Source organism: SAR202 cluster bacterium (assembly GCA_016872355.1).
Classification (GTDB): domain Bacteria; phylum Chloroflexota; class Dehalococcoidia; order Lucifugimonadales; family VGZY01; genus VGZY01.
The window spans coordinates 25,777-42,657 of record VGZY01000010.1; the positions used below are offsets into that span (position 1 = coordinate 25,777).

General features: G+C 62.1%; 17 protein-coding genes and 3 tRNA genes. 14 read left to right on the top strand and 6 right to left on the bottom strand.

Annotated features, from left to right (window positions below):
* Window positions 1–56: 56 nt before the first annotated feature.
* Together FJ319_03950 and lepB are read right to left on the bottom strand one after the other, a co-directional pair.
* Window positions 57–129 (bottom strand) — tRNA-Lys (locus FJ319_03950).
* 110 nt (window positions 130–239) lie between these two features.
* Window positions 240–812 carry a signal peptidase I gene (gene lepB / locus FJ319_03955; GenBank protein ID MBM3933446.1) on the bottom strand — a complete coding sequence of 191 codons (573 nt, stop codon included), beginning with the start codon at window positions 810–812 and terminating at the stop codon, window positions 240–242.
* 218 nt (window positions 813–1,030) lie between these two features.
* Between lepB and FJ319_03960 the strand changes: the two genes are divergently transcribed.
* The 13 genes from FJ319_03960 to FJ319_04020 all read left to right on the top strand — a co-directional run bounded on the left by FJ319_03960 (window position 1,031) and on the right by FJ319_04020 (window position 12,129).
* Window positions 1,031–1,690 carry a sigma-70 family RNA polymerase sigma factor gene (locus FJ319_03960; protein MBM3933447.1) on the top strand — a complete coding sequence of 220 codons (660 nt, stop codon included), beginning with the start codon at window positions 1,031–1,033 and terminating at the stop codon, window positions 1,688–1,690.
* A 10-nt stretch (window positions 1,691–1,700) separates the two neighbouring features.
* Window positions 1,701–2,774 carry a hypothetical protein gene (locus tag FJ319_03965; protein MBM3933448.1) on the top strand — a complete coding sequence of 358 codons (1,074 nt, stop codon included), beginning with the start codon at window positions 1,701–1,703 and terminating at the stop codon, window positions 2,772–2,774.
* Between the two features lie 221 nt (window positions 2,775–2,995).
* Window positions 2,996–4,057, top strand: a complete 1,062-nt coding sequence (locus FJ319_03970) for a DUF541 domain-containing protein (protein ID MBM3933449.1) — start codon at window positions 2,996–2,998, stop codon at window positions 4,055–4,057.
* A 228-nt stretch (window positions 4,058–4,285) separates the two neighbouring features.
* Window positions 4,286–4,861: a dCTP deaminase gene (locus FJ319_03975; GenBank protein ID MBM3933450.1), complete on the top strand. Its 576-nt coding sequence runs from the start codon at window positions 4,286–4,288 to the stop codon at window positions 4,859–4,861.
* A gap of 6 nt (window positions 4,862–4,867) precedes the next feature.
* Window positions 4,868–5,959 (top strand): bifunctional diaminohydroxyphosphoribosylaminopyrimidine deaminase/5-amino-6-(5-phosphoribosylamino)uracil reductase RibD, encoded by a 1,092-nt coding sequence (ribD, locus tag FJ319_03980; protein ID MBM3933451.1) that lies wholly within the window; start codon window positions 4,868–4,870, stop codon window positions 5,957–5,959.
* 1 nt (window position 5,960) lies between these two features.
* Window positions 5,961–6,563, top strand: coding sequence for a riboflavin synthase (locus FJ319_03985; protein ID MBM3933452.1), 603 nt, complete (start codon window positions 5,961–5,963; stop codon window positions 6,561–6,563).
* Window positions 6,395–7,759: a bifunctional 3,4-dihydroxy-2-butanone-4-phosphate synthase/GTP cyclohydrolase II gene (locus FJ319_03990; GenBank protein MBM3933453.1), complete on the top strand. Its 1,365-nt coding sequence runs from the start codon at window positions 6,395–6,397 to the stop codon at window positions 7,757–7,759. The genes FJ319_03985 and FJ319_03990 overlap by 169 nt, the downstream gene beginning before the upstream one ends.
* Complete coding sequence (locus tag FJ319_03995) at window positions 7,756–8,223, top strand: 6,7-dimethyl-8-ribityllumazine synthase (protein MBM3933454.1); 468 nt, start codon at window positions 7,756–7,758, stop codon at window positions 8,221–8,223. The genes FJ319_03990 and FJ319_03995 overlap by 4 nt, the downstream gene beginning before the upstream one ends.
* A 1-nt stretch (window position 8,224) precedes the next feature.
* Entirely contained in the window at window positions 8,225–9,193 is a 969-nt protein-coding gene (gene meaB, locus FJ319_04000; protein ID MBM3933455.1) for a methylmalonyl Co-A mutase-associated GTPase MeaB, read from the top strand.
* Window positions 9,194–9,248: 55 nt separating this feature from the next.
* Window positions 9,249–9,322, top strand: a tRNA-Gln gene (locus FJ319_04005).
* An 89-nt stretch (window positions 9,323–9,411) separates the two neighbouring features.
* Window positions 9,412–9,488, top strand: a tRNA-Glu gene (locus FJ319_04010).
* 92 nt (window positions 9,489–9,580) lie between these two features.
* Window positions 9,581–10,447 (top strand): hypothetical protein, encoded by an 867-nt coding sequence (locus tag FJ319_04015; protein MBM3933456.1) that lies wholly within the window; start codon window positions 9,581–9,583, stop codon window positions 10,445–10,447.
* A 203-nt stretch (window positions 10,448–10,650) separates the two neighbouring features.
* Window positions 10,651–12,129, top strand: coding sequence for a HAMP domain-containing protein (locus tag FJ319_04020; protein MBM3933457.1), 1,479 nt, complete (start codon window positions 10,651–10,653; stop codon window positions 12,127–12,129).
* Here FJ319_04020 and FJ319_04025 read toward each other — a convergent pair.
* From FJ319_04025 to FJ319_04040, 4 genes are all read right to left on the bottom strand, one after another.
* The gene (locus FJ319_04025; GenBank protein MBM3933458.1) at window positions 12,122–12,604 is read right to left on the bottom strand and encodes a VTT domain-containing protein; all 483 of its coding nucleotides are present in this window, start codon (window positions 12,602–12,604) and stop codon (window positions 12,122–12,124) included. The two genes, FJ319_04020 and FJ319_04025, sit on opposite strands and share 8 nt — an antisense overlap.
* Window positions 12,605–12,766: 162 nt before the next feature.
* Window positions 12,767–13,591 carry a hypothetical protein gene (locus tag FJ319_04030; GenBank protein ID MBM3933459.1) on the bottom strand — a complete coding sequence of 275 codons (825 nt, stop codon included), beginning with the start codon at window positions 13,589–13,591 and terminating at the stop codon, window positions 12,767–12,769.
* Between the two features lie 25 nt (window positions 13,592–13,616).
* Window positions 13,617–14,960, bottom strand: a complete 1,344-nt coding sequence (locus tag FJ319_04035) for an aminotransferase class III-fold pyridoxal phosphate-dependent enzyme (GenBank protein MBM3933460.1) — start codon at window positions 14,958–14,960, stop codon at window positions 13,617–13,619.
* Window positions 14,961–14,969: 9 nt separating this feature from the next.
* The gene (locus FJ319_04040) at window positions 14,970–15,983 is read right to left on the bottom strand and encodes a zinc-binding dehydrogenase (protein ID MBM3933461.1); all 1,014 of its coding nucleotides are present in this window, start codon (window positions 15,981–15,983) and stop codon (window positions 14,970–14,972) included.
* A 14-nt stretch (window positions 15,984–15,997) separates the two neighbouring features.
* On the opposite strand from FJ319_04040, the gene FJ319_04045 reads away from it, so the two are divergent.
* Window positions 15,998–16,879: a class I SAM-dependent methyltransferase gene (locus FJ319_04045; GenBank protein MBM3933462.1), complete on the top strand. Its 882-nt coding sequence runs from the start codon at window positions 15,998–16,000 to the stop codon at window positions 16,877–16,879.
* Window positions 16,880–16,881 lie beyond the last annotated feature (2 nt).

Genomic DNA, 16,881 nt, shown 5'->3' on the forward strand with positions numbered 1-16,881 from the left:
AACAAGAGGCCGCTCCAGAATCCCGGAGCGGCCTTCTTTATGCGCTTCGTGGGGAGTGAGCCGGGCGGGATTCGAACCCGCGACCAACGGATTAAAAGTCCGATGCTCTACCAACTGAGCTACCGGCCCACGAAGTTACGGCTACCTGTTCATTGTAGGTATGAAATACGGGGGCTGCAATAGAGGGAAGGCACTCTGTGGAATAGAGGCCGCACTCCGGTACGGGCGGGAGCACCGACCTAGAAGGAGATCAGCTTGTCCAGGGGCCAGAAGACGAACCATGCCCTGCCTATAATCAGGTCCGCCGGAACGAGGCCCCAATCGCGGGAGTCGTTACTCGCCCTGCGATTGTCGCCCATCACGAAATAGTGGTCGGGCGTAACGAACATGGGCGCCATGTCCGTGCTATCCGGTTCTACGATATAGGGCTCGTCCAGCTTCACACCGTTGACGTATACGGTGCCTCGCTTCACTTCAATCGTGTCCCCGGGTACGCCTATCACCCGCTTTACGAAGTCCCGCGAGGGGTCTTCCGGGAACTTGAAGATTATGACCTCGCCTCGGGTGGGAGCGTGAAGGGGGAACATCGTCTCGCCCTGGCTCGCCTCTATAGTCGGGATTAGCCAGGAAAGAAGGTGCGTCTGCACGCGCGCGTAGACGAACTTGTTCACCATCACGTACTCGCCCTCGACGAGCGTGGGCTGCATGCTCGGGCCCTGTGCGCGGTAGGTCTGGATGCTCAGGCGCAGGCTGAGGAAGATAACAAGGGCGAGAATGAAGGTCTGGAAGACCTCGCGAAGTAGGGATCTCAATGGGACCTCCGCATCTAAACCTTATTATAGCTGCACCCGGCGCACCGTTCCACTCCCGGGTATTAGTCGCCGTAATGAGATATGGCCATTGGTTGACTATGCCGCGAATCTGAGAGATGCTACTCATGAGCGTTCGCACAGGCCGCCGGACCACTCCGGGACCTGCCTCCGGGCGTTCAGCCGCAACGCACTCTTTCCCAGGCCTCAGGCACTCCCGGATGACTGAACGGTCGCTTCCAGATAACCTGCAAAAGCACGACTCAAATATCCCTTCCGACGGGGCGGCAGGCCCGGGCGCAGAAGACATGCTGCTCGTGGACGGCGCTCGCAAGGGCGATATCTCCGCATTCAACACCATCGTTGAGCGTTACCAGTCGCACGTCCTGAACCTCTCCGCAAGGATAGTCGGCGACCGCCACATGGCAGAGGACATCGCGCAGGAGACGTTCATATCCGCGCACCGTGCCCTTGGAGGCTTCCGCGGCGGAAGCCTCCGGGCGTGGCTCCTCAGGATCGCCTCGAACCTCAGCTACGATCACCTGCGCTCCAGCAAAAGGCGCCCGGCGGACTCGCTTGACGAATCGATGGAGCACCCCGGATTCGCGGTTCCCACCGAAGGCCCCGGCCCGGAGGAACAGGCAGAGCGCAAGGACCTGAACGCGTATATCCAGAAGGCGATACTGTCCCTGCCGCCGGACCAGCGGACAGTGCTTGTGATGATTTACGTCCAGGGCCTCAGCTATGAGGAGACCGCCGAGTCCACGGGGGCATCGCTCGGCACCGTGAAATCGCGCCTGAGCCGCGCCAGATCGAGAGTCAGGGAGGTCCTTTTGCAACACCGGGAACTTTTGCCTGACCAATTCCGTCAGGTACATTGAGGTGGTTGCAATGCTCCGATTACTCAAGACTAACAAACACGAAAAGCTCCGCGAGCTCCTCTCCTCTTACTCTGACGGACAGGTAAGTAAGGACGAGAAGGCGATCGTCGAGGCGCACCTTGCCACGTGTTCCGCGTGCACGGCAGAGCTTGCCTCGCTCAAGATGACGGTGGGCCTGCTCAAAGGGCTGCCGCAGATCGCAACGCTGCGCTCCTTCAAGCTCGAGGCCGCGCCGAAGGCGGTCAAGGTATCGCGCGTCCCGCAACTGATGCTAGGCCTGGCGACGGCAGGCGCCGCGGCGGTATTCATGGTGCTCGTCGTCGGCGATGCCACCAATGCAATTGTCCAGCGCGGGGAGCTGGAAGAGGCGGCGGCAGCCGCAGGCGCATTCGCCTCTGACATGGCGTCGAAGAGCCCCGCCGAAGACGGCTTGCAGGGCGGGCCGGGCAATCCGGGCGAGCCCAACAGCTTCGAGGCGGCGACGATACAGTCTCCTGAAATGGCCGCCGCTTCGCCTTCGCAGCTGCGCTCCAGCGCAGCGGCCCCCGAGGCCCCGCCCGAGCCATCGCCGACAGAAAGCGGAATGGACATCGCCTCGATCTCCCCGGCTGCTCCTGAAGGGACGCCGATGCCTCCGAGCTTCGCCGCATCCGCGCCGGTCGACGACAAGACGCTCGATTCAACGGACCCGCTGCCGGCGTCGGCAGCTCAAACCACAGGCGCACCCGATTCGACGGCTGCATCCGAGGCGATGACGGGCGCTTCCGCGGCCCAACCGGCCGCCGGATCGGGGTTTGCGCCGGAGTCGCCCACGGCGTCCGGAGCAGGCGTCAGCACTGAACTGCCGCTCACCACGGCCGCAGAGGACACGGCCGTTACCGGGCCGACCGAGGCGCAGCCTCCGGTTTCCACGGGCCGGCAGGCGCCTGGTGACGAGCTCGCCGGTGCGCAACCGGCACTGGAGGACGGGTCCGGCCTCGGGCTGCCGCTAAGGCAGCTCCAGATCGCCGTCGGCCTGGCCCTAATCGCCTTGATGGGCGCCACGGCCTATATGTTCATGGCCGGCAGGCGAAGGAACTTCTAGGAGCGAGAAAAGAGCGGCGCGCAGGAAACCTTCATCTCCTGCGCGCCGCCTTTTTCTGTTCCTTGCATCCTGTCAGCCCAAAGTCCTAGTCCATTCGTGAAAATTGCCTCCGAATCGTGGAACTTTCTCCGGACGGGCAACGTCATATATGCGAACCGGTCTACAGAACGGCAGAAAATCTCACCAGACATCAGTCTCGGTCCGGTCCGCAGGAGGTATGTGTGAACAAGGTAAAGATCTTATTGGCAGGTATGGCACTGACTTCAGTGGCCCTCGCAGGCATCGCCTGCAGCGATAACGACAACGCGCCGTCCACGCCGGCGGCAGTAGCGACGCCCACGGCAGTATCTTCCAGCCAGGGCAACGTCCCAGCAGCCCCTTCCGAACAGACTGGCGCCGTTGCGCCGAGCCTACCTATCGGACAGGGCTCCACAGGCAACCCGGTAACTGACATTGCTACGCGAGAGGTCAGCTCACCAGACGGCCCTACCGTCGGCACCAGCGCCTATCCGGGCAGGTCTTCGGACGGGTCTTACCCGGTCAGCCACGGCGCCGGGTATACAACCCCGACGTTCTACCCGCAATACCAGTATGGAGCGAGCGGCATGCCCACAGGCATCTGGGCGACAGGCAAGGGGACCGTAACGGTTGACCCTGACCTGGCGATCATCAACATTGGCGTAGACTCCAGCGCGGCAACTGTGGAAGAGGCGCGCAGCAAGGCGGCCACGGCGATGAACGCGATCATCGCGGCAGCCAAGGGCCACGGCATTGCCGAGGCGGATATCCAGACGCGGTACTTCAACATCTACCCTGAGTACCAGTGGGTGGAGGAAAAGCCTGCCGACCCGCGCCAGAGCTACGTCGGCGGCAAGCAGGTCCTCGTCGGTTACCGCGTGCAGAACCAGGCTGTCGTCAACGTCCGCACAATGGACAAAGTCGGCGATGTGATCGACAGCGTCGCGACGGGCGGCGGAAATGACACGAGGATCGACGGCGTCCAGTTCACGGTAGAGGACCCTTCGAAGTACACGAACCAGCTCCGCGAGCAGGCGGTGAAGGAAGCGCAGGAGACTGCAGCGCATTTCGCATCGATCACCGGCCAGACCCTCGGCAAGGTGCAGTACATAACTGAGACCAGCGGTTACCAGCCGCTCGTCCAGAACTTCGCTGAGGATGCGGCCGTAAGGTCCGCGGCAGGGACCCCGGCCCCCATGACGCCGATCAGCACCGGGACGCTGGAGCTGACGCTGACGGTCCAGGCAGTGTTTGGGGTCCAGTAGTGGGCAGTTGGTCGTTAGAAGTTGGTATTTGGTAGTTAGCCAGAGTGAGGGGGCCGCGGTAGATGCGGCCCTCTCACTGTTTGTTTACCTTTGCCGTACTTCGTTGTTTCTCTTCATCGTTGCGCGGCAAATGGCCTGCTGTTAGAATTTGCGCAGCTACAGGAAGGGAACGGGTCCGGCTGCGACGGTAGCCGGCTTCCTACAGCCAAATAACGCGCCGGAGGGGACATGGTTCTCAGCGACCGCACGATCAAGGAAGAGATGGCAAAGGGCCGGATTATTGTCACCCCCCTCGGCGAGGGGTGCATCCAGCCCGCCAGCGTGGACGTGCACCTGGGTCGCAACATTCTCGTATTCCGGAACTCTCGGCGGCCTTTCATCGACGTGCGGCAAGACATGAGCGACCTCACGGAGATGGTGCCCACGGAGGACGATAAGCCGTTCATTCTGCACCCCGGCGAGTTCGTGCTGGGAACTACCCTGGAGCATATCGAGGTGCCGGATGACCTGGTGGCGCGGCTGGAGGGCAAGAGCTCCCTGGGCCGCATTGGGCTGCTGATACACTCCACCGCAGGCTACGTTGACCCCGGGTGGAAGGGCCATCTTACCCTCGAGCTGAGCAATGTCGCCAACCTCCCTGTCACGCTCTACTTCGGCATGAAGATAGGCCAGCTTTCCTACTTGCGTCTCACCACCGCCGTAGAGAACCCTTACGGGTCGGCCGCGCTGAAGAGCAAATACCAGAACCAGGTTGACCCGACGCCCAGCCGGATCTTCCGCGACTTCAACGACGCCCGCAAATAGACGCCAATGGACTACATGCGCCGGGCCATAGCCCTTTCTCGCCGCGCACTTGGAACGGTCAGCCCCAATCCTGCCGTGGGCGCGGTGATCGTGAAAGGCGGCACGATAGTCGGGGAAGGCTTTACCCAGCCTCCCGGCGGGGACCACGCCGAAATCGTCGCCCTAAAGCAGGCAGGCGGGTTGGCAAAAGGCGCTGTCCTTTTCTCCACTCTTGAACCGTGCAGCCACTTCGGCCGGACCCCGCCCTGCGCCGACGCCATAGTCCGGGCCGGCATTTCTGAGGTCCACGCGGCCGTCATCGACCCCAACCCAATTGTGGCTGGGAAGGGCATGCAGCGCCTCAATGACGGTGGCATCGAGACACTCGTCGGGGAGCGCTCAGGCGAGGCGCGAGAGGTGATGGAGGCATTCTTCAAGTACATCACTACCGGCATGCCCTTTGTAACCGTTAAGTTCGCTATGAGCCTGGACGGCAGAATAGCCACTTCAGCAGGCGACTCCCGGTGGATCACCGGCGAGGCAGCCCGGCGGCACGTCCACGCGCTGAGGGCGCACAGCGATGCGATACTGGTAGGCATCAACACCGTCCTGGCCGACGACCCGCAGCTCACAGCCCGCTACATCTCTGGCCGCCCTCGGGGCAGGCAGCCGCTGAGGGTGGTCGTAGACTCTCGCGGCCGCTTGCCGCCGACTGCGAAGCTCCTGGCCCAGCCAGGCAAAACGCTTGTAGCCGTGGCCGATTCATCTGACAGCCTGCGATATGCAATGGCAGATAAGGGCACGGACATCATCGAGTTGAAGGACGATAAGGGCAGGGTAGACCTGTCGGCGCTGCTCAGCTACCTGGCCATGGAAAGCAAGGTCACAAGCGTGCTCGTAGAGGCAGGCGGGGAGATTACGGGGTCGCTCTTTGATCTCCGCCTTGTGGACAAGGTCGTCGCATTCCTCGCGCCTGTGATAATCGGGGGGAAAGCGGCATTGTCCCCGGTCGGCGGCGCAGGCGCGGAGCGCATGGCGGACGTCTTGAAGCTCACACGGGTGAAACATGTCCGGCTCGGCCCGGATACAATGATTTCCGGTTACACGAAAGAGGGCTAGCATGTTCACGGGCATTGTGGATGAGGTTGGAGTCGTGACCGGCACACGACCGGGTGGACTCACGGTCAGGGGCGCAGTGACGGTTGACGGGCTGGTTAACGGCGCCAGCATTTGCGTGAACGGCGTGTGTCTCACTGTGACGGGACTCAAGGATGGGGAGTTCACGGTCGACATTGTTCCCGAAACGGTACGGCGCACAAACCTGGGAGACTTGCGTCCCGGCAGCCCGGTGAACCTTGAACGACCCGTTCTCGCCAACGGCCGGCTAGACGGCCACATAGTCCAGGGCCATGTGGACGGGACAGGGGCCGTGCTCTCCATTGAGCCGGAGAATGATGCGATAATGGTTGCGATTGCTGCGGGGCCGGACTTGCTGCGCTACATCGTGGAGAAGGGCTTCATAGCGGTGGACGGGACGAGCCTCACGGTCGTAAAATGTCATCCCGGATACTTCACCGTTACGATTATTCCCTATACCCGATCGCACACGGTTGTCGGAAGCCGCAAACCCGGCGACAGGGTCAATCTGGAAGTAGATATCCTGGCAAAGTACGTAGAAAAGTTGGCAGCGCCGTGGCTACAGACACAGTCGAACAGGCAATAGCAGACACCCGCGCGGGGAAAATGGTCATCATCGTCGATGACGCCGACCGCGAAAACGAAGGCGACCTGTGCGTCGCCGCCGAGAAGGTCACGCCCGAGATCGTGAACTTTATGGCGACTCACGCGCGAGGCCTCATATGCGTGCCGATGACATCCCAGCGCCTGCAGGAGCTGCGGCTCCCGATGATGGTGCAGGACAACACGGCCCGGATGACGACGGCGTTCACGGTATCGGTAGACGTGCTCAAGGGCGCGACTACCGGCATATCCGCCGCAGACCGCGCGGCGACAATCAAGGCGCTAGTAGACCCTGCGACGCGGCCTGAGGACCTTGGCCGCCCAGGCCACATCTTCCCGCTGCGCTACGCCGACGGCGGAGTGCTGGTGCGGACCGGCCACACCGAGGCTACCGTAGACCTGGCCAGGCTCGCGGGGCTGTACCCTGCGGCCGTCCTATGCGAAATCATGTCCCCCGACGGGACAATGGCGAGGATGCCTGAGCTGCTGGAGTTCGCCAGGAAACACAAGATCTGCATAGTTAGCGTTTCCGACATCATCACCTATCGCCGCGAGCACGAGAAGCTTGTCGAGCGCGTAGCCCACGCCCACCTGCCGACGCAGGACGGCGAGTTCGATGTGGTCTCCTATCGTAGCGTCGTGGACAAGGACGACCACATAGCGCTCGTCATGGGCAACATAACGCCCGAAGAGCCCACGCTGGTCCGCGTTCACAGCGAATGTCTCACCGGCGACGCGCTGGGCAGCATTCGGTGCGATTGTGGCGAGCAGCTGGCGATGTCGCGGCAGGCCATTGCGAGCGAGGGCAAGGGCGTCCTGCTGTACATGCGCCAGGAGGGCAGGGGGATCGGCATTCACAACAAGATCAAAGCCTACCTGCTGCAGGAAGACGGGCTGGATACGGTGGACGCGAACATACACCTCGGCTTCGCGCCGGACGTGCGCCACTACGGCATTGGCGCGCAGATACTGCGCGACCTCGGGGTGGGCAAGATGCGCCTCCTCACTAACAACCCACGCAAGGTTGTGGGCCTCAAGAGCTTCGGACTGGAGATCGTCGAGGTCGTTCCCATCGTCGGTCACCCGAACAAGGCAAACATTCGGTACCTTGAGACAAAGCGAAAGCGGATGGGCCACACCTACGGCGAACAAAAACTTGCAGAGGAGTCCGGAAAGTGACAACTGAATTGCAGGGGAGCCTCCAGGGAAACGGCCTCAAAATCGGCATCGTCGTCGCCCGGTTCAACGACTTCATCACGTCGAAGCTCCTGGACGGTGCAAAAGCAGGCCTCACGCGCCACGGCGCCAGCCTGGACGACGTAACCGTTGCCTGGGTGCCCGGCTCATTCGAGCTTCCCGTCGTCGCCAAGAAGATGGCCGGCTCCGGCAAGTACGACGCCGTCATTTGCCTTGGCGCCGTCATCAAGGGCGAGACGAGCCACTTCGATTATGTCGCCGGAGAGGCCGCGAAGGGAATTGCCTCCGCCGGCGTCTCCACCGGCGTCCCGGTTATATTCGGCGTCCTGACAACCGACACCGTGGACCAGGCCATAAACCGGGCCGGCGGGAAGAGCGGGAATAACGGCTACAGCGCAGCGCTTGCTGCAATTGAGATGGCGAACCTGATGAAGGCGCTGGGGTAGGGTGCGGCCGGACCTGGTCCAGCGGATGCTGACCGGCGACCGCGCGGCCCTCGCGCGGCTGTTCACCCTCATCGAGCGCCGCCCGGACGAAGTCCCGGCCCTGATGCAGGCGGTCCACGAACGGACCGGCCGCGCCTACACCGTCGGCATCACCGGCCCTCCGGGCGCGGGGAAAAGCACTCTCACCGACTCTCTCATCGAAGGTGCGCGCAAGGACGGGCAGACCGTCGGCGTCATCGCTGTGGACCCCAGTAGCCCATTCGGCGGAGGCGCGCTCCTCGGTGACCGCGTCCGCATGTCACGCCACTACCTGGACGATCGCGTCTTCATCCGCAGCCTGGCGACCCACGGCGCCCACGGCGGTCTCTCGCGCGCCACCCGCGCGGGACTGCGGCTCCTGGACGCGTTTGGAGCAGGACTGATCGTCGTCGAATCGGTCGGGGTCGGCCAGACGGACCTTGACATCCGCAACGTCGCCGATACAGTTGTGGTGGTGCTTGTGCCTGAGGCAGGCGACGCTATCCAGGCCCTCAAGGCCGGCATCATGGAGATTGCGGACATCTACGTGGTCAACAAGGCGGACCGGGAGGGAGCGGGGCAGCTTGCTGCTGCGATCAAGGCGGAGACGCGTCTCGGCCGGGCGCCGGGATGGTGGACTCCGCCGATCATCCTTACACAGGCCCACACGGGGCAGGGCGTTCAGGAGCTGAGGGACGCCGTAGAGGAGCACCGCCGAGAGTCCGAGCGGACAGGCAACCTCGCCCGTCGCAGGGAATCGCGCAGCGTCCAGGAGTTCAAGGACGCTCTTCGGGACGCCATAGAAGCAAGGTTGACTGAGATTACGGCAGGAGCAGTAGGCGGGGCCATGGGACTTGACGAGATTGCGTCCGGCGCAGTGGACCCGTATTCGGCGGCCAGGGCAGCTATGGAGAGGTGGGCCAGAGGGCTCACACAGCTTGATTCAGAATAGGGCGGCTGATAGAATGAGAAAGCCCCATTTGAGATGGGCACGGTTTCTACCGCGCTGGGGATTCGTCTAGTGGTAGGACAACAGACTCTGGATCTGTGAGCCGAGGTTCGAATCCTCGATCCCCAGCCAAGAAGCCCTTACGAGCCCTCACCTGTCGCGAAGACGCGACATTCTCTCCCAGAGGGAGAGGATAACGAGGTTGGGGCCAACCTTCTTCCGGCGCGTTCGTCTAGCGGCCAAGGACATCGCCCTCTCAAGGCGAAGACCACGGGTTCGAATCCCGTACGCGCTACCACCGGAAACCTGTACGGCCCCCTCACGGGGGCTTTTATATTTTCGTCGGTAGAAGGCTTAGACGTAACCGCTGCAGGGACCGCAGGAGCTTGGATGACAGACGGGCTATCGCTAACTCCTCTTGAGACGCTATTCGAAGCGCCCTTCGAACAAGGTGTGCCGGTACCCATGGCCGAGGCGCTAATGCGCCTGTATGGAAAGCTAGAGTACACGCCGCCGTCGACAGGGCCCGCCGTCATCGGCAACTTCGTGACCACGCTGGACGGCGTGACCGCGCTGAACACCCCCGGGAAGACTGGCGGCGGGCCGATCAGCGGCTCGAACAAGCATGACCGCGCCGTTATGGGCATCCTGCGGGCCATATCGGACGCAGTCGTGGTCGGAGCGGGAACGCTCAGGTCCGTGCCCCGGCACGTTTGGACACCCGGCCATATCTTTCCGCCGCTTGCCTCCGAGTACGACAGGCTCCGGAAGGCGATGGGAAAGTCCGGGCCGCCTCTTAACGTGATAGTCTCGGCCACCGGGTCGCTGGACCTGGGCCTGCCGGTCTTCGCGTCCGGTGAGGCGCCCGTACTGATCGTAACCACCAGCACGGGAGCGGACAAGCTCTCAGATGTAGCTCTCCTCAGCCACATTCGCGTAGTTGCGGTCCCGGGCGAACAAGCGACGGCCGCCGCCATCCTTTCGGCCGTACAGGATCAGATTGCACCGGAATTGGCGCTCGTCGAAGGCGGCCCGCAGCTTATGGGCGCATTCTTCGGCGAGAGCCGGCTGGATGAGCTATTCCTGACGCTATCTCCACAGGTGGCGGGCCGAGACGGCTCTATAGACAGGCCCGGACTGGTCTCCGGCAGGCTTCTGGCCCCCAATGCCCCGGTGTGGGGCAATCTCCTTTCCGTCAAACGGGCGGAAGACCACCTCTTCCTTCGATATTCCTTCAAAACCGGCAGGCAACCGTAAGATTTTCGCACGAGTCGACCTCCACCCATTCGGGAAGCATAATCGTCTACCATCGGGATGGCACGGTATACAGGCGTCATTGCGAGTCCTATGCTTCTTGCATAAGATCTTTCATAGTGAGGCGTACCGGCCTCACATGACACCAGGGATGGCAATTGCGCTTTTCCTTTAGCAGGCGACGGTTCAGGCCGGGAATTGCCGTTGTGCTTACCACGGCAATGATCGTCATCATCACCACGTTGATGGCCATCACGACCTTCCTGGACGTTCGCCGTCACACAGAGGACTTCGCAAGGCAGCAGGTGGCGGCCGGCCACGGCATTACCGATGTGGTCGGCAAGATCGCTGCAATACCGCTGGTCTTCATGAACCCGGAAGCGATCAAGGGACTGACTGACTTCATCAGCAGCCTACCGGGCATTGAGGCAATGACCATATTCGGCCCGGATGGCAGAGTGCTCTCCGCCGGCCCCCAACCTGACGACACGGTTAACACGGTGCCGGTTGACCAGGTACAGCGAGCAATCACGCGCTCCGAAGTCTTCAGCCACAGGGAAGGGGACACCTTCTACTTCGTCGCCCCAATCAAGTCCCAGGACCAGACGATCGGCGGTATCGAGATTGGGTTCTCCACCGCCGACCTCGACGCCGAGATAGCGGCCATCAAGCGCGATGCGGTGGTGCAGTCCCTGGTCCTCATCGCCATCGGGTCAGGTATTTCCTTCCTTTTTGCCAAATACTTCGAGGCCCCGATCAAACGCCTCGCCATGGATACGAGACAGGTCTCCGAGGGCAGCTTCAACATTCCCCCTCGAACGCGACGCAATGACGAGATAGGCGACCTGGCGGCCGCGTTTGACGTCATGGCGGCAACAATTAGCGCCAATACCGCCAAGCTGGAAGACCGCAATCGCGAGGTGAATGACGTCAATGCTAGGCTCCTGGCGCAAATAGAGGAACGCAGGCAAATTGAGGACGAGCTGCGGCGCTCAAGAGAGCGTGTCGTGGAGGTTTCGGAAGCGCTCCGCCGCGACATCGCCAGCCACGTCCACGGATCGGTGCAGAACCGCCTTATCCTGCTCATGCACAGGCTATCGGAGCTGGGCCAGGCAGGGTCCAGGGAGGACGTTGACGCGGGATTAAGGGAGCTAAAGAGCAGCCTCAGCGATGTGATCGAGAATGAGGTCCGAGAGGTAAGCCGGCAGTTGTACCCTTCTATTCTGCGGCGCGGGCTCACACCCGCCCTGTTATCGCTAGCGGACCACGCGCAGCTGGCAATCGCAGTGGATGTGGAAATAGACCCTGTGATCAAGCAGCGGGAGCGCCAGGACAGCTCGTACATTCCGGAGAAGGTGCGACTCGCAGCGTTCCGCATCGCGGAGGAGGCGCTTTCCAATACCATTAAACACGCCGAGGCGAAACAGGTCTGGCTAGGCCTGGCTCTGGCTCCGGACGATGTTCTGGTGCTGACAATACGTGACGATGGCAAGGGGTTCCAGCCCGGCGCTGGCGACAGCGGTGCAGGAATGGGCATCATGAACGACTACGCCCAGGTTGCCGGCGGCGAGTGCCGGACCGAAAGCGCCGGAGGGGCTGGGACGAGAGTGGAGGCGCGCCTGCCCATATCAGGAATACCTGCCTCTTCAGACGACCGCAAGCTGACCGTCGGAACAGTTAACTGAACCATCCAAGTACCACGTCCGCGCCCCAGTAACCGGCAAGCGCAACGACAACGTACTTGATCGCCTTGCCGGCGCCGCACGCAAATAGGAAACGCCCAACGTGGTACTTCAAAGACCCCGCGATGAAACCCGCAACGTCGAACAACGGGTTCGGCACTGCGGCAAATATGAACAGGGTCAGCGTTCCGCTTCTCTCGATCCACCCCTGCAGCTTGTTGTACCAGCGACTCTGCCGCAGCCGAGAACCGATAGCAGATTGCGAGCTTGCCCCGGCCAGGTATCCGGACAGCTCACCGATCGTGGAGCCAAGTGCGCCTGCCAGGCCGACAGCTATTGGGTTCCAGATCCCCCCGGCGGCGAACGCGGCTGCGAGGCCCGGCACAGGCAGAAAGAAGGTGCCGCTGGCCACCATATTTACGACGAATACACCGAAATACCCCAGTCCGCTTATGCGGTCCAGGTCGTTGCGGAACACAAGCACAACGATCGATAGGATGACAATGGGGGCGAGAGCCAGGAGACGCAGGGCAATCCTATGGGTGCGCGGGGAAGCAAGAGGCCGAGGCCCGGAGCCTGCCTCGGCCTTCTCACCTGCGTTCCCTGGAAGTGCGTTATCTTCATTCAATTGCGGCCCGCACTACCCACGAAGCTGGAATCCCCATTTACGCATCGAGCGGCTGCAGAAGTCCGCTGCAAGGTCAAGGAGCTCCCTCGCCTGGTCGTCCGTCGGACTGTACGCCCGCTTCACTACGTCCGTCCTGACGGCTCGGGCGGCATGCAGACGGCCCCTGTCCTCCTCCGACAACACCGCTTCCAGATAAAGCCCTTCCCAGATCGTCTCTGGTGTCCAGGACCGCTCGTCAGTGATCTTGTCGTAAGTCTCTTTGGGGACCTTCTTGTTGCTCAGGAGGGTGCACCAGTCGCGGCTAAGCCAGATCTCCAGGGCGTCCCAAGCCAGCATGTAGGACTGTTTGTTTTCGCCCTCGGCAAACTGTGTATGCGCCTCAAGCAGGTGTTGTATCGCGTTCGTCAGGTTCGGATGGTCAATGAGCACCTCGCCACCCCTGAGGATCGCGCGCATCTGGTCCTCGGACACACGCTGATTGCCCTCATCCAGGTCGAAGGTGACCACGTCGTCTCCGAGGCCGGAGATCTCGAACGTCTCGTCCGTGATCTCGACCTCTTCGAGCTCGCTCCTGCGGACCGTGCGCACATCCAGCCCGGCCAGCAGCGCCACGCACATGATTCGGTTCAGCGCGTCCACCGCGTCGCGCTCGTCGCCGGTCTCGATGCCGATAAAGCCGTATCGGCCTACGATGACCTTCCGACCCTTGTGGCCTGCGCCAAGCGGCTTGGCGGCCACGGTGATCTCGTTCGTCGCGGCGGCCTTGGTGGTGCCGTTCGCGTGGTGCTGCTCGCCGATCCATACCGGCGGGAAGAAGTGTGTAGCAAAACCAGTCACTGCTCTTTACTCCGATGAAAAACTTCTAGCTCACCAGTCTCCTGAAGGGCTCCTTCTTGACCTCAACCTCCAGCAGGCGGTCCAGCTCGCCCTCCAGGCCGCGCCGCACCACCTTGAGGGCCTGTTCGGCCACATCGGCTGTGATGCGGATGTCCTCGTCGGTGTGCGCAAGCGTTGCCTTGAACTGCGTGGGGCAGAAGATGCCGCGCCGCGCCATCTCCTGTATGAAAAGCGTGTTCACCTTGGGCTTCAGCGCCGGGTCAGGCACCTCAATATCCATCGTGGGCGCGATGTGCAGGCCGGTCACCTTCGCCTTGATGCCCACGGACGCTATTGCGCCTTCAAGCGCCTTCCGCGCCTTCTCTCCGATGATCTTGAACTGCTCCGTCGAGTCCCGCCGCTTGAGCTCGCCGATCGTCGCAACTGAGGCCGCCAGGCCGATGTTGTCGCTCCAGTACGAGCTGGAGATGAACATGCGGTCGGCAAGCTGCATCGACTCGCGCGAGCCGACTACGACGCCCATTGGGTAGCCGTTAGACATCGCCTTCGCGAAGACGGACATGTCCGGGGTCACGCCCAGCCACTCCTGTGCCCCGCCCAGGGAAATGCGCCAGCCGCTGGAGACCTCGTCAAATATGAGCAGCGCGCCGTTCTTGTGCGCAATCTCCTTGACCTTTTCGAGATAGCCTTCCTTCGGTCGGAAGCTGCGCATCGGCTCCATCATCACAGCGGCGATTTCGCCCTTGTTGTCCTTGAAAATCTTCTCAAGTCCTGCGATGTCCCCCTCAGCGAAAGGTATTGCCGTCCCCGCCAGCGCCTTCGGCACGCCCAGAGGCTCAATGCCCGCAAAAGGGAACTGCCCTGTCGTTGGGTCGGCAAGGAAGTTGGCCGCCTGGTACCAGTCGTGCCAACCGTGGTAACCGCAAAATGCGATCTTGTCGCGCCCGGTCGTCCCGCGCGCGATGCGGACCGCCACCGCGCAAGCCTCGCCGCCGCCCTTGGTGTACCGCACCATCTCGCAGCTGGGGATGATGTCGCACAGGACCTCGGCCAGCTCGATCTCCATCGGGCTGTTGAGCGTGTAGAGGCTGCCCCTGTCGATCTGTTCCTTGACGGCGTTGTCCACAACGTCGTCTGCATGGCCAAGAATGATCGCCGTAACGGCGTTCACCCAGTCGATATACTCGTTGCCGTCCACGTCGACGAACCGCGACCCCTTCGCGCTCTTTGCGTAAATGGGGCTCACTCCGTCCGCGTAAGACCGCGATCGCCGGCTGATGAGCTGCGTCTTCCCGGGAATCAACTGCTCGGCGCGGTTATACAGGTCTACCGACTTCTTGACTCTCTGGTCGATTGCCCTCGTAGGCATTTCTCTCTCCTAGTCCTTCCACGTGAATATGACGCCGAGCATGTTCTTCTCACGGCGGTAGATCATTTCATAAGGGACTTTGATGTCCTTGTAGCTGAACCTGTGGGTAACGAGATCCTTCGGGTGCAGCCTGCCGTCCTTCATTAGGTCGATCACGTATTCGCACTGCCGGTCCCACGAGAAGCGGTCTTCCTTTCCGGAAGGGTACATGTAGCCGTGCGTGCCGTTGACGGCGATGATTGAAACGCCCTTGTTGTAGAACCACTCCATCGCAAGGGGATTGAAGTCCAGCGCCGCCTCGCCGCGGCCCAGGAGGCTGACAATCGAGACGCGACCGTTGTTGCGGACTATCTCCATCGATGTCTTGTAGGCAGGCCAGGGGTTAGCTGTAAGGATCACCAGGTCAATGCCGTTGCCATGGGTGAACTTTTCCAGCTTCTTATTCAGGTCAGGGTCGTCGGAGAGCATCGTCTCGTGCGCGCCCATCTTCTTCGCCATCTCGGCGCGGATGGGGCTATTTGCAAGCGCGACCACCCGGGCGCCCATGAGCGGCCCCAGCGCGACCGCGCCCAGGCCGAGCACTCCAACGCCCACGACTGCGACGGTCTCTCCGGGCACAAAGTTCGCCTTGCGGTAGCACAGCCCGCTGAGCGTGTACAGGTGCGCCCACACCGCATCCTCGGAATCGACGCCTTCCGGCACCTTCACGATCGACTTCGCAGTGCTCATCAGGTACTCGGAGGTGTGGGGCGCGCGCGTGATTACGCGGTCGCCGACCTTGAACCTCGCGACGGCCTTGCCGACGCCGCGGACGGTGCCCAGGTTGCTGTCGCCAACCCATCGCGGATACGTGGGCGCCCCGGGAACGTTTTCCGCGCCCTCGTAATTACCACGGTCCGTGCCGATCTTGAGGGCGGAAATCTCGGTCTCCACCCATATCTCGTCCGGCTTGAGGTTCTTTGTATCCAGCGGGTGTTCTTCTATGACCAGGTCACGGGGACCTCGGAGCATTGCGATCTTCATCTGCGAGACCTCTGATGCGGGTTTGGAAAGAGGCGGCCGGAGCCGAACTTTATGCTCCGATTATGGTACCACAAATAGGGTGCCTGGTAGCGTGTGGTACGATTGTCATCCGGAACGATTCGACCGCACGGAGCCTTCGGGAAATGCTTCAGCACGCCCGCCACCTTGTAAGGTCCATTGCATATAACAAGGGGAGCCTGGCGCACCCCGTCCGGGCTGCCGGACTAGCCCGCGCGTGGACACGGAACGAGGTCGCGTTCCTGCGGCGGACCGGCCGGCTGTCGAAGGTGCTTGGCACGTCCGGGAAGGAGCTTGAGCGGTGCTTCGAAGAGGCGAGGCCGGTGATGGAGTACTGCGCCGGCGAGCTGCGCAAGTACTCCACGGTCCTGCCAGGCCTGCTGAACCCGAACTACGGGCCCGTCATTTACGCGGCTATTCGAGTTCTCAAGCCTGAAGTAGTGGTGGAGACCGGCGTAGCCAGCGGCACTTCAAGCACGTTCTTCCTCAGCGCGATGGAAAAGAACGGCACGGGCAGGCTCTATTCGATAGACCTTCCGCTGCCCAACGAACAGCTCGTTCCCACGGAGCGGCGCACGGGCTGGCTCGTGCCGTCGCGGCTGCGCGAAAGGTGGGAGCTAACACTGGGCGACGCCAAGGTCGAGCTTCCCAGACTGCTGGACCGCCTGGGAACCATCGACTGCTTCTACCACGACAGCGACCACAGCTACGAGCACATGACCTGGGAGTTCTCCACCTCCTACCCCCGCATCCGTCCCGGAGGCCTGCTGCTCTCCGACGACATCACCAATAACGCCGCCTGGAAAGATTTCACGAAGAAGATCGGCGACAAGAGCGCGAAGATCAACCGGACGGGGGTGATGAGGAGGAGAGGGTAGCT